We start from the raw sequence: 12,634 nt of genomic DNA on the forward strand, positions 1-12,634 counted from the left end.
ATTATAAATAAATTTATTATAATATGATTAAATAGCATAAAATTTGCTATATTTATATTGAAAAATTAAAAAATGAAAAAAATAGTTTTATCTATCTCTATGATTTTTTTTATCATTGGATGTTCCACAAATAAAAATTCAAAAAATCAAATTTTGGGAAATGATGTTATAAATAAATGTAAACCATCCACAGGATACCAATGGTCTAAATTAGAAAAAAAATGCATAAGACCATTTGAAGAAGGAGTTAAAATAAAATCTGTAAATAATTATACATATGCTGCTTATATAATTTATAAAAATGACAAATTAGAACTTTTTTCTAAAGAAACTTCCCCATCAATAATATTAAATAAACAGAAAGAAAACACATGGAAGAAGGGAGATTGGAAAGTAGAATTTTTAAATAAAATATATACAGTTAAAAATAAAAATATTATATTATATCAAAATTAAAATATTTAATATAATTGTATAACTATATGAATTTAGCTCCCCTTGCAGAAAGAATGCGTCCACAATCATTAGAAGATTACCAATATCAAGAACATTTAATAGGAAAATATGGCCCAATTAGACGTATGGTTGAAAACGGAAATATAGCCTCTATTATTTTTTGGGGACCTCCAGGAACAGGTAAAACCACTTTAGCTGAAATTATAGCCAAAGAATCTAAAAGAGAATATTTTACTTTAAGTGCCATTAGTTCTGGGGTTAAAGAAGTAAGAGAAGTAATAGAACAAGCAAAAAAACAAAATCTATTTACAGGGAAAAGTCCCATATTATTTATAGATGAAATACATCGCTTTAACAAATCTCAGCAAGATAGTTTATTGCAAGCGGTAGAAAAAGGATGGATTATCCTTATTGGTGCGACTACCGAAAACCCCAGTTTTGAAGTAGTTTCTGCATTACTTTCTCGCTGTCAAGTGTATACTTTATATTCCCTTGATAAACAAGCACTTTCAAACCTTTTACATAAGGCACTTTCTAAAGATAGTATACTATCTTCAAAAAAAATTGAATTGCAGGAAGAAGAAGCTCTTATGCAGTATTCAGGAGGAGATGCTCGTAAACTTATGAACGGATTAGAATTAGTTATACAACAATTTGAAGATAAAGAAACTGTTGTCATAAACAATGAAGCAGTGAAAAAAGTGATTCAGGAAAATATGGCTTTATATGATAAAGGAGGAGAGCAACATTATGACATTATCTCTGCTTTTATTAAATCTATTCGTGGTTCAGACCCTAATGCAGCCGTATATTGGTTGGCAAGGATGTTAGAAGGAGGAGAAGATATTAAGTTTATTGCCCGAAGGCTGCTTATTTTAGCTTCAGAGGATATAGGTATGGCCAATCCTACAGCGCTTATTCTTGCAAATAACACATTTCAAGCAATAAATGTTATTGGTAATCCTGAATCGCGAATACTATTAAGTCAGTGTGCAATATATCTGGCTACATCTCCTAAATCAAATTCGTCATATATGGCTATCAATAATGCCTTATCCTATGTGAAAAAAACCGGAAATTTACCGGTTCCGTTACATCTTAGAAATGCTCCTACGAAATTAATGAAAGATTTAAATTATGGTGTGGATTATAAATATTCACATGATTTTCCGGGCAATTTTATTTTTCAGGAATTTTTACCGAACGAAGTTTCACATCAGAATTTCTATATACCAGGGAACAATACCAAAGAAAATAAATTAAAAGATTATTTAAATACTTTATGGAAAGATAAATATCAATTTTAATGTAAAAAAATCTATAAATAAAAATCTATAAAACCTTAAACAATATGAAATCAATTACAGACACTTATCGATTAAGTAATGGTAAAACAATCCCATGTGTGGGGTTTGGAACTTGGCAAACTCCAAATGAAACTGCAGTAGAATCTGTAAAAAATGCTATTAAATGCGGGTATAGACATATCGATACTGCTTCGCAATATGGCAATGAAAAAAGTGTAGCCCAAGGCATTAAAGAAAGTGGAATAAATAGAAAAGATTTATTTATTACAACTAAACTTTGGAATGACGATCGAGGATATGATTCTACTTTAAAAGCTTTTGACAAAAGCATGAAAGAATTAAATTTAGATTATTTAGATCTTTATTTAATGCATTGGCCGGCTGTTGGTAAAGATGGAGATAAGATTAATCATGAAACATGGAAAGCTTTTGAAAAACTGTATAAAGAAGGTAGAATAAAATCTATTGGAATTAGCAATTTTTTAGTACATCATATACAGCCTTTAATTGATAAAGCCGAAGTTAAACCTATGGTAAACCAATTAGAGTTTCATCCCGGATATACACAACCGGAAATTGTTCAGTTTTGTCATAAAAACGATATTGTAGTAGAAGCATGGAGTCCTTTGGGATCAGGTAGTGTATTAAAAAATCCTAAATTAACAGAAATAGCTAAAAAATATAATAAATCTACCGCTCAATTATGTATTAGATGGTGCTTGCAAAATAAAACTTTGCCTTTACCTAAATCAGTAACGCCAGAAAGAATTATTGCTAATACACAAGTCTTTGATTTTAATATTTCAGATGAGGATATGAAAATAATTACTCAATTACCGAAAATGGGATTTTCCGGATTATATCCGGATGAAAATTAGATTTCTTATATGCATATGCATAAAAAGAGAAGTATGAAATTCATACTTCTTTTTTTTAATCCTTGTTGGTATATTTTTTTAATTAACAGTGTACTATTTATAATAAAGTATTATTTCTAGTATAATTATTAAAATTCTTTTTTAATTTTAAAAGCATTAATTTTTAAATTTAATATATTAAAATCAACAAAATATCAAAAGTTGATTTCCAATTAAATTTTCGAATATTTTCATATTATTAATTTTGTCGTATGGCTTCCTTATTACTATTTTTAGTAAAAAGCATAGAATAAACCGAACTTTGAAACAGATTTATAATTACAAAAAATTTCAAATAAAATTAAACTATCAGATTCTTTACTTGTCAAAGAAATATAACTAAAAATGGACGATAAAGAACTTTTATTTTTAATAAAGGAAAATAAAAATAAAGGATTTAAGTATTTGGTTGAAAAATACAGTAAATCCATATATTGGCATATTAGAAAAATAGTATTAGATCATAACAATGCAGATGATGTAACACAAAATGTATTTATTAAAGTCTTTTTAAATTTAGATTTCTTTAAAGGAGATTCTTCACTGAAAACCTGGATTTATAAGATCGCAACAAATGAATCTATTAATTTTTTAAATAGTGCAGCTCAAAAAAAGAATGTAAATAGTGAAGAATTAGCTATTCAGTTATCCTCTCAATTAGAAGACGACAGCTATTTTGAAGGTGAGGAAATTCAATTAAAATTACAACAAGCCATAGCTATGTTACCGGAAAAACAAAGGATTGTTTTTAACATGAAATATTTTGATGATTTAAAATATGAAGAAATATCAGAAATACTGAATACATCAGTAGGTGCTTTGAAATCTTCATATCATCATGCTACCAAAAAAATTGAAGAATTTCTTTTAAACAGTATTGAAAAATAAAAATGAACAAAGAAACAAGGCTTAACAATATAGATAAAAATCCTTTTATAACTCCAGATAATTATTTTGATAAGTTGGAGGATGCTATTTTGCAAAAGACACTAGGAGAAAAGGATAAAAAAATATTACCTTTTACTACTCCAGAAGATTATTTTTCCTATTTAGAGAAAAATATATTAGAAAATACTATTCAGAAAAATGAAAAACATAAAAGCAAAATAATTACTTTTTTTACAAAAAAAGTATATATAGCATCTGCTGTGGCAGCCTCTCTTATTATTGCTATAACGATAATCGGACTTTATGCTTTTAATGCGAATAATAAGGGAAAAATAAGTATAGCTCAACAAAATAATATTCCGGCTGATACATTTAAAGATAAACTTTATGTTACTAATAATAATCAGTTAAAGTATAATAATTTACCATCTGATACAATGTCTGAAAAACAACAAGAGAAAAGTTCTTTTGTTTCTACTAAAAGTAAAACAAAAGAATCTATAAAAACTCAAAATAGAAAAGATATTACAAAAATTTCCAATAAAGAAAAAAAGACATCAGAGATTATTTATAAATTATATTTTGAAGATGATTTTCCTGATTTGGATGAAGAATATTTTTAAAATTTGTAATCCATTAATGTATATATTATTTACTTTTAATAAATCTAATAATATTGACTACTTTGTGGTTAATAGTATACAGAAACATACTGAAAAACTTATTTTTGTGTTATATAATAGCTCTTGCTTAAGGAAAGGAAAATTACAAAAATGTTAGCTCTATTTATTAAAAGAATGACAGATCCACAAAAATTAAATTTCAGAGTTAGAATATTTTAGTAAGGTAAAATGTTAAAGAGCCCTCAACAAATTTCCTATCTTATAAAGGATGAGTATATTCAAAGAAAGCTTCTTCCAGGTTTGAATATTTCCCCTTAAAATCCTCTATACTTTTATCTTGTATAATTGTTCCTTTATACATTAAAATTACGCGAGTGCAAAGAGCTTCCACCTCTTGCATAATATGTGTTGAAAGAATTACAGTTTTTTCTTTACCTAATTCTTGAATTAAATCCCTAATTTCAATAATCTGATTCGGATCCAGTCCGTTAGTAGGCTCATCTAAAATTAAAATTTCAGGATCAAAAAGAATTGCCTGGGCCAGCCCAACTCGTTGTTTATATCCTTTGGATAATTGATTGATTTTTTTATTTTGTTCCTGAGAAAGGCCCACTTTTTCAATAATCCTTGAAATTTCGTTCTTATTAGTTTTATGTATATCTGCAACAAAACTTAAATATTCCTTTACATACATATCCATATATAAAGGATTATTTTCAGGAAGATAGCCAATTATCGATTTGGTTTCAAATGGTTTTTCCTGATTATCCATATCATTTATCCATATCTTACCTTTGTCAAAAGTGAGAGATCCGGTAATGGATCGCATCATTGTAGTTTTACCAGCACCATTAGGACCTAATAATCCAACGATCTCACCTCTCTTTATTTCCAGAGAAATATTTTGTAAAGCTATTTGCCCCCTATATTGTTTAGATAGATTTTGTATTTTTACAGACATTTTTAAAATTTAATCTAAAGTAATTACATTAAAATTTGTGTAAATATAACTAATAAAACAAAAAATAAATACGGTTTATTACCATTAATTTATGAAATCAATATCAATTCAGGGAATCAAAGGTTCTTTTCATCATGAAGCTGTAGTGAAATTTTTTCAAAATGAAAAAGTAGAAATCTTGGACAGTCCCACATTCAAATCTTTGGTTACAGATGTGGTGAGCAAAAAAACAGATTATGGTATGATGGCTATAGAAAACTCCATAGCCGGAGCAATTTTACCCAATTATAGTTTAATAACTAAATATAAATTACATATTATAGGTGAAATTGTACTTCCCATAAAGCATCATTTACTTGTTTTGCCGGAAGAAACAATAGATACCATTACTGAAGTACGTACACATCCTATGGCTTTATTACAATGTGAAAATTTTTTAGAAAAATATCCAGATTGGAAATTATTAGCCAAAGATGATACTGCTACATGTGCCCGTAATATTCATGAAAAAAAATTGAAAGGAATAGCTACTATAGGGTCTAAATTGGCTGCTGAAATGTATCATTTAAAAATATTGCAAGAAAACATTCATGATATTTCAGATAATTACACACGTTTTTATTTACTATCGACCACACCGGAAAAAATAAATAACTTTAATAAAGCATCCTTGTATTTTACTACCGATCATACAATGGGAAGTTTGGCCAAAGTATTAAATACCTTGGCTAAATATAAAATGAATATGACTAAAATACAATCAGTACCCTTAAGTGGTTCTGTATTCCAATATTCATTTCATGTAGATATAGTTTCAAAAGAAAGCGGATATGACACATATTATGAAGCTTTAGAAGAAATAAAAACACAAACAGGATTTTTACATGTTTTAGGAGAATATAAAGAATATAAAATCGAAAAATGATATATGAATATATTTTATTAGGCGGCACTTTTTTAGGAGCTTTAATGGGTTATATAAAAGGTTTCTTAAAACAAATATCCTCTCTTATAGGACTTTTATTAGGTATAGGAATCGCTATTTTATTTTCTTCTCAAGCTCATGATTTTTTTGTAGATAAAGGCATACTTTCGCCTTCTTCCTCACTTTGGTTAAGTTTTATTCTCACAGTAGGTATTGTTCTTTTCGTAGTTTTATTTTTAACAAAATTGATTAAGAATTTATTAAAAAAAATGGGTTTAGATTTTACTAATAAAATAGCCGGAATGCTCTTAGGCGCCTTAAAATACTTTATAATAATCATGATTCCGTATTGTTTTTTAGAATCTATTCAGGTTATTACTAAAGATAATAGTACCTCTAATTTATTAGTTACAATAAAAATATTTAAAGATATAGTTTTCAAACATTTAATATGAATAAAAATTTAAAATTAACTACTAGGCAAATTTATATAGCAACTTTATTTAATTTATTAATAATTCTTTACATAGGATGTAAATATCTGAAGTATACAGAAAATATTTCTGGATTTCTCTCTTATTTTTATATGGTAGCATCTTTAATAGGGCATTTTTTTCTAATATGTATATTACCATTTTTAGTAAGCCTTATTATTTTATATACATTTAAATCTATTTCTATATGTAAAATTATTTTTAGTGTATTATCTGTAGCTATTATTATTTATTTACAAATAGATATTTTAGTATACAGTCAGTTCAGATATCATTTATCTCCTATCGTTTTTAAATTGCTTTTCGGAAAAAGAGCTACAGACACTTTTCAATTTTCTGCTATTAATATTTTAATTTCTATCATTTTCATATTAGGTTTAGTAGTTTGTGAGATTTTTATATTGTATATTTCAAAAAAAATAGCTAATCGAATTATAAATTTACATATAAAACTCATATTAAGTTTTATTACATTCTGTCTTTTGTGTACTCATTTATTATTTGCTTGGTCAGATGCCAATCGATACAGATCTATCGCACAAATGAAAAATATATATCCGGTATTTTTTCCTTTAACGGCGGATAAACTTTTACATAAATTAAACTTAGTAGATAAAAATGAAATAGAAAAAAATACTCTATTAAGCAAATCCTATTCAAAAGCAATAATTAAATATCCTTTACATCCAATCAAATCACAAAATAGTAAAAAGAAAAATATTCTCTTTATAGTAATAGATTCTTGGAGATTTAATTGTATGACAGAAAAAATCACACCTAATATTTATCAATTATCTAAACAATCACAAGTTTTTCAAAATCATAAAAGTGGATCTAATATGACAACCGGTGGCATATTTTCTTTATTTTATGCAATTCCTGCAACTTATTACGATCAATTTACAGGTTTACAAATATCACCTGTATTTTTTGAAGAACTAAAAAAACAAAACTATAACCTTTCCATACTTTCCAGCTCAACATTAGAAAATCCTCCTTTTAATAAAAATGTTTTTTCAGGAATTAAAAATTTAAGACTAGATTCTCAAGGAAATTCCTCCTCGGAAAGGGATAAGGATATTTATAATGAATGGATAAAATTTATTAATATGCAATCATCAAATAAAAAACCTTTCTTTAGTTTTTTATTTTTTGATTCTGCTCATGGTTTTGATTATCCCGCGGATTATCCCGTAAAATTTAAACCGACTTTAAATGAAGTTAATTATCTGGTCTTAAATGATACGTTTGACCCATTACCTTTTTTAAACAGATATAAAAATTCTTTAAACTATATAGATAATCTTATAGGAGGAATATTAAAAAAACTAGAACAAAAAGGATTATTAGAATCTACCCTTGTGGTAATAACCGGAGACCATGGACAGGAATTTAATGATAACCATAAAGGATACTGGCAACATGGAGGTAATTTTTCTGATTATCAGATCGCAACTCCTCTCATTATATATGATAGTGCCAAGAAACCTGCAAGTTACACATATCTTACTTTACACTATGATATAATTCCCACTATTATGAGCTCTATATTAGGGGTACAAAATAACTATAATGATTATAGTGAGGGGAAAGATTTATACATTTCTGGAAATAGAGATTGGTTTATATGTGGATATAATCAGAAGTATGCTATTGTAGAAAATAATATGATTATCAATATTTATTCGTCAGGTATGTATGATGTAGTAGACAAAAATCTAAATCCTTTGGATGATAGTAAAATTGATTTAAATATTGTAAAAGAGGCTGTGAAAGAAAATACACGTTTCTATAACATTTCTAAAAATTAAAAAAAATAAAAAGTTTAGGTTTTATTTCAAAGAATTTCCTTTCATAGTATATTGCCAAGATAATCTCATAAGCTTGTTATAATCATCTGAATATTTATTTATACTAATTTTTTTATCTTTAAAATTCAGTAAATTAATTTCACTAATCAATTCATCTTTAGGAAAATAATATAATGAATCTTTATCAATCACCTTTTCAAAACCTATACCGTATTTCTTTCCGGGTATTAACAATGAGCTGCCAAAACTATAATAGGAAAATCCCTTGGGAGCTATCATTTCTATAAGAGTAGGCATAATATCTATATGGCTTCCGGGAATATTTATTTTTTGTTTCGGAATATTTTTACCATACAAAATAAAAGGTACAGCAGATCTTTCATACAAATTAGGGGAATGATTTATAAATCTTCTACCATAGTGGTCTCCCGTAAAGCCAAATAGACCGGATTTATATTTTAAATTAGCTTTTTCCATGAATTTTCCTATAGCAAAATCTCCATACCATAAATGTCCTAACTCTTTCATATTCATACCTCCGTCATAATACTTTTGCATATCTTTAGGAAAATCTTCGGGAGTTTTATAAGGAAACCCTTTTTTCCAAACATTTATAGCATAAGGAGGATGATAGCTCGAAGTCAGAATTAAATTAAAAGTATATTCTTCAGTATTAACATGATTAAGAACTAAGTCAAATAATTTTTCATCTTCTACACCCCAATCTCCTGAATCTTGTTTTCCTCCGGCATCAACCCCTGAGTAAATATTTTCACAGCCTTGATATTGAGAAAATCCCCCAATATTTTCCCATGAAAGAAACCCTCCATAAAACAAATTAGTTTTATATCCTAATTTTTTAAATTGTTTAAAAATGGAACTTATATAAGGATCATGAATAGTTCCTAATTGACTTATATTAATTCCACAGTAGGGAATTCCTGATACAATGGTTCCATAAGCATAAAATGTAGCATTATAAGAAGGAAGAAAATTAACAAAATGCATTCCGTTTTCCGCTAGGTTGTAGAGATTATCAGATAATCTGAATGCACGGTATTTATCCATTAAAGGCCAGGCATCATAGCTTTCCATAATTACCAAAAAAATTTGTTTAGGTTTTTCAATAGTATTACCCTGAGCTTCTTTATATATAATCTGATCTATATTTTTACCCCCATATTCTTTTTGGATATTTTCATTACCGAAAGGATTTTTTCCATTCAGCAGATTCAGAGACTTAAAATCTTCATATGCATATTTGAGAGATCTGTAAGGATTTATAATTGTTTTATTTAAAAAATTATTTTTTGTTACGGCGGCCCATTTTCTTATTGCAGGAACAGCTGTAAAAGAACCTCTGATTCCACCGATAAATAAAATAAGTAAAATAATTATCAGGCTTATCTTGCCATAGAAAGGTTTGATTTTAATTAGAACCTTATAGATAGAATTTTTTTTCTCATAAAAAATAAAAATACATATACCTATTAGCCATGTAATGAAAGTAAAAAGAGTATTTAATACAGGATTATAATATTCTACAATTGTTTTCCAAATAGCTTTTTTATCATCATATAATCCTAAGAAAATAAAATTACTAAATTGTTCCCTATATTCTTTATAATAGTTTAAAGAAACCATACAGATTAATGTAGAAAGGATTAAAAATAAATATTGAAAAATAATTCGGATAATTCGTATTATTTTGAATTTGTTAAACGGAGAGAGAATTAATAAAGAAATTAAAGGGATCATGATAAAGTAACAAACAGCCGTAGAATCAAAACGCATTCCCATAAAAAACGCATTATAATAATCTGAAAAATCTACTTTTTTGCCAAGTTCTTTGTGAAAACTTATAATAAAAATTATTCTGAAAATAAAAAAAAACAAAATACCAAAGAACCAAAAAAATATTAAGTTGCTCAATTCTTTTATGAAATTATTCCATTTGTTCATATTAAAATCATAGTTTATCTGAACAAAAATAAGGAATAATTTAGTTTTTCAGTTTATACAATATATCAAGTTTAAATTGTAAATTTACACGCTTATTTTAAACCGTTAATATGTCAGATTTAGTATTAAAATTAGAAGCTATTAAACAACGATTTGATGAAGTTTCTGATTTAATTATACAACCGGATGTAATTTCCGATCAAAAAAGATATGCCCAGCTTAATAAAGAATACAAAGATTTAGGAAAATTAGTAGATGTATACCAAGAATACAAATCTTTACTCAATACAGTTTCTGATGCCGATGAAATTATAAAAGAAGGTGAAGATGCTGATATGGTAGAGTTGGCAAAAGAAGAAAAAAATGAGGCTTTAGGTAAATTACCCGAAATGGAAGAAAACATCAAATATATGTTAATACCCAAAGACCCCGAAGATGATAAAAATATAACTGTTGAGTTAAGAGCCGGAACGGGCGGAGATGAATCTGCAATTTTTGTAGAAGACATTTTTCGAATGTATTCTATGTATTGGCGACAAAAAGGTTGGAATTTTGAAGTTGTAGATGCCACTGAGGGAAGTGTAAAAGGCTATAAGGAAATGATTGTTAATGTAAGTGGGGAAGGAGCCTATGGTACCATGAAATTTGAATCAGGAGTACATCGGGTACAAAGAGTTCCTGAAACAGAATCTCAAGGTAGGGTACACACTTCTGCAATAACCGTTGCGGTTTTACCTGAAGCAGAAGAAGTAGATGTAGAAATTAATCCGGCAGATTTAGAATTTCAAACAGCTCGCTCTAGTGGAGCAGGTGGACAGAACGTTAATAAAGTGGAAACCAAAGTACAGCTCACCCATAAACCTACCGGAATTATGATTCAGTGTCAGGTTGCTCGTTCTCAGCATGCTAATAGAGAAATGGCTTTGCAAATGCTTCGTAATAAATTATATGATATGAAGTTACAAGAACACCTGGATAAAATTTCTGCACATAGAAAAACGATGGTTTCAACGGGTGACCGTTCGGCAAAAATTCGTACTTATAATTATCCTCAAGGACGAGTAACCGATCATAGGATTAATAAATCCATCTATAATTTAGATAACTTTATGAATGGAGATATAGATGAAATGATAGAAGCCGTGAAAATAGCAGAAAATGCAGAAAAATTGAAAGGACAGGAAGATTAATTTCTATAAATATGGATAAAAAATTTTGTTTTTAATTCTTATAACTGTTTTTAATTCATAATCTCAAATTATATTTAAGATATTTACGTAACAAAAATAAACTCTTTGAAAAAAAATATTTCTTTAATTCTAATTTTATTTATAGTAATTAAAATTTCTGCTCAACAATATTTTGGAATTTATAGTCAAATTAAGGAAAATACCTCACAATATGTATATGCAGATACAACAAATGTTCGCCAGGGTCCGGGAATTAACTATCCCATAATCGATAAATTAACTTTAGGACAGGAAGTAATCATTAATAATATTTTTGATAATAAATATGTTTATACTCAAAATGGTATTAGGGCGTGTTGGATTTCTGTTAGTTATGTTAAAGATGGTATAAATAAACAAGGATACGTCTGGGAAGGAAATCTCACTTTTAACCCTATGAGAAGGGGAAATACCAAATTTATTTATGGAATTAATGCTATAAAACTAAATAAAAAGCAATATCCTACAGAAGAACACCACACACAATATCTTTATAAAGTAGAATTAAAAATACTGGTTGAAGATATGTTAATTGATAAAAAAATATTTTATACAGATACCGAACAAAGCTATACTGAAGCAAATGTATATGAAAATTTGGGCTTAAAAGATGTTAAAAATATCATACGTATTTCCTTTGAGGGTGAAGCTTGCGGAATTCCCAGCTATTATTATTATTTTGCATGGAATGGAAATAAAATTCTAGACTTACCGTCAAGATATGGAGTAGGAGATGCTGGAATATTTAATTATTCAGAAAAATTTATATTTCCTTTAGAAAAAGGTGGTAAACCCAATAGGATTATAAAAAAAATTGAATCAAGATGGCTTGAAGAAGGTCAGGAGTTTACCAGTTACGATGATATGTCTGTAGAAAGGAAAAAAGAAGAGTTTTTATGGAACGGTAAAAATTATAAAAAGATAAAAAAAGGTCTTTAATTATTTGTAAACATTAGTGTGAAAAAATTGAAAGTTCAATATATAGAAGAAGACTGGTTACTACCTTTTCAAATCAAAAATTTATACCTTAAAATGAAATAAAAAAGTGTATAAACACTTTC

The 12,634-nt window shown here is 27.5% G+C and carries 12 protein-coding genes; 10 read left to right on the top strand and 2 right to left on the bottom strand.

Annotated features, from left to right (window positions below):
* The first annotated feature begins 72 nt into the window (after positions 1 to 72).
* From C4S77_RS07805 to C4S77_RS07825, 5 genes are all read left to right on the top strand, one after another.
* Positions 73 to 456 carry a hypothetical protein gene (locus C4S77_RS07805; protein WP_105247069.1) on the top strand — a complete coding sequence of 128 codons (384 nt, stop codon included), beginning with the start codon at positions 73 to 75 and terminating at the stop codon, positions 454 to 456.
* Between the two features lie 26 nt (positions 457 to 482).
* Positions 483 to 1,763 (top strand): replication-associated recombination protein A, encoded by a 1,281-nt coding sequence (locus C4S77_RS07810; protein ID WP_105247070.1) that lies wholly within the window; start codon positions 483 to 485, stop codon positions 1,761 to 1,763.
* Positions 1,764 to 1,807: 44 nt separating this feature from the next.
* Positions 1,808 to 2,641, top strand: a complete 834-nt coding sequence (locus C4S77_RS07815) for an aldo/keto reductase (RefSeq protein ID WP_105247071.1) — start codon at positions 1,808 to 1,810, stop codon at positions 2,639 to 2,641.
* 384 nt (positions 2,642 to 3,025) lie between these two features.
* Positions 3,026 to 3,568, top strand: coding sequence for an RNA polymerase sigma factor (locus C4S77_RS07820; RefSeq protein WP_105247072.1), 543 nt, complete (start codon positions 3,026 to 3,028; stop codon positions 3,566 to 3,568).
* A 2-nt stretch (positions 3,569 to 3,570) separates the two neighbouring features.
* Positions 3,571 to 4,191: a hypothetical protein gene (locus C4S77_RS07825; protein ID WP_105247073.1), complete on the top strand. Its 621-nt coding sequence runs from the start codon at positions 3,571 to 3,573 to the stop codon at positions 4,189 to 4,191.
* 259 nt (positions 4,192 to 4,450) lie between these two features.
* Here C4S77_RS07825 and C4S77_RS07830 read toward each other — a convergent pair whose 3' ends face one another.
* Positions 4,451 to 5,152: an ABC transporter ATP-binding protein gene (locus tag C4S77_RS07830; protein WP_105247074.1), complete on the bottom strand. Its 702-nt coding sequence runs from the start codon at positions 5,150 to 5,152 to the stop codon at positions 4,451 to 4,453.
* Between the two features lie 91 nt (positions 5,153 to 5,243).
* On the opposite strand from C4S77_RS07830, the gene C4S77_RS07835 reads away from it, so the two are divergent.
* From C4S77_RS07835 to C4S77_RS07845, 3 genes are read left to right on the top strand one after another with little or no spacing between them, the layout of a single operon-like run.
* A complete protein-coding gene (locus C4S77_RS07835) occupies positions 5,244 to 6,077 on the top strand; it encodes a prephenate dehydratase (protein ID WP_105247075.1) in 834 nt (277 codons plus the stop codon).
* Entirely contained in the window at positions 6,074 to 6,532 is a 459-nt protein-coding gene (locus tag C4S77_RS07840) for a CvpA family protein (RefSeq protein ID WP_105194108.1), read from the top strand. The genes C4S77_RS07835 and C4S77_RS07840 overlap by 4 nt, the downstream gene beginning before the upstream one ends.
* Positions 6,529 to 8,382, top strand: a complete 1,854-nt coding sequence (locus C4S77_RS07845) for a DUF3413 domain-containing protein (protein WP_105247076.1) — start codon at positions 6,529 to 6,531, stop codon at positions 8,380 to 8,382. Before C4S77_RS07840 ends, C4S77_RS07845 begins: the two co-directional genes overlap by 4 nt.
* A 21-nt stretch (positions 8,383 to 8,403) precedes the next feature.
* Here C4S77_RS07845 and C4S77_RS07850 read toward each other — a convergent pair whose 3' ends face one another.
* Positions 8,404 to 10,182 carry an LTA synthase family protein gene (locus C4S77_RS07850; RefSeq protein WP_260209623.1) on the bottom strand — a complete coding sequence of 593 codons (1,779 nt, stop codon included), beginning with the start codon at positions 10,180 to 10,182 and terminating at the stop codon, positions 8,404 to 8,406.
* A 272-nt stretch (positions 10,183 to 10,454) separates the two neighbouring features.
* On the opposite strand from C4S77_RS07850, the gene prfA reads away from it, so the two are divergent.
* Both prfA and C4S77_RS07860 read left to right on the top strand, forming a co-directional pair.
* Entirely contained in the window at positions 10,455 to 11,534 is a 1,080-nt protein-coding gene (gene prfA / locus C4S77_RS07855; protein ID WP_105247078.1) for a peptide chain release factor 1, read from the top strand.
* A 105-nt stretch (positions 11,535 to 11,639) separates the two neighbouring features.
* Positions 11,640 to 12,512 carry an SH3 domain-containing protein gene (locus tag C4S77_RS07860; protein WP_105247079.1) on the top strand — a complete coding sequence of 291 codons (873 nt, stop codon included), beginning with the start codon at positions 11,640 to 11,642 and terminating at the stop codon, positions 12,510 to 12,512.
* The last annotated feature ends 122 nt before the right edge of the window (positions 12,513 to 12,634 follow it).

Origin of the sequence: Apibacter adventoris, from assembly GCF_002964975.1 — a bacterium.
GTDB classification, from domain to species: domain Bacteria; phylum Bacteroidota; class Bacteroidia; order Flavobacteriales; family Weeksellaceae; genus Apibacter; species Apibacter adventoris.

Bases quoted from the DNA above. Each gene is read 5' to 3' on its own strand.
- C4S77_RS07805 (WP_105247069.1), top strand. From the start codon at position 73: ATGAAAAAAATAGTTTTATCTATCTCTATGATTTTTTTTATCATTGGA.
- C4S77_RS07810 (WP_105247070.1), top strand. From the start codon at position 483: ATGAATTTAGCTCCCCTTGCAGAAAGAATGCGTCCACAATCATTAGAA.
- C4S77_RS07815 (WP_105247071.1), top strand. From the start codon at position 1,808: ATGAAATCAATTACAGACACTTATCGATTAAGTAATGGTAAAACAATC.
- C4S77_RS07820 (WP_105247072.1), top strand. From the start codon at position 3,026: ATGGACGATAAAGAACTTTTATTTTTAATAAAGGAAAATAAAAATAAA.
- C4S77_RS07825 (WP_105247073.1), top strand. From the start codon at position 3,571: ATGAACAAAGAAACAAGGCTTAACAATATAGATAAAAATCCTTTTATA.
- C4S77_RS07830 (WP_105247074.1), bottom strand. From the start codon at position 5,152: ATGTCTGTAAAAATACAAAATCTATCTAAACAATATAGGGGGCAAATA.
- C4S77_RS07835 (WP_105247075.1), top strand. From the start codon at position 5,244: ATGAAATCAATATCAATTCAGGGAATCAAAGGTTCTTTTCATCATGAA.
- C4S77_RS07840 (WP_105194108.1), top strand. From the start codon at position 6,074: ATGATATATGAATATATTTTATTAGGCGGCACTTTTTTAGGAGCTTTA.
- C4S77_RS07845 (WP_105247076.1), top strand. From the start codon at position 6,529: ATGAATAAAAATTTAAAATTAACTACTAGGCAAATTTATATAGCAACT.
- C4S77_RS07850 (WP_260209623.1), bottom strand. From the start codon at position 10,182: ATGGGAATGCGTTTTGATTCTACGGCTGTTTGTTACTTTATCATGATC.
- prfA (WP_105247078.1), top strand. From the start codon at position 10,455: ATGTCAGATTTAGTATTAAAATTAGAAGCTATTAAACAACGATTTGAT.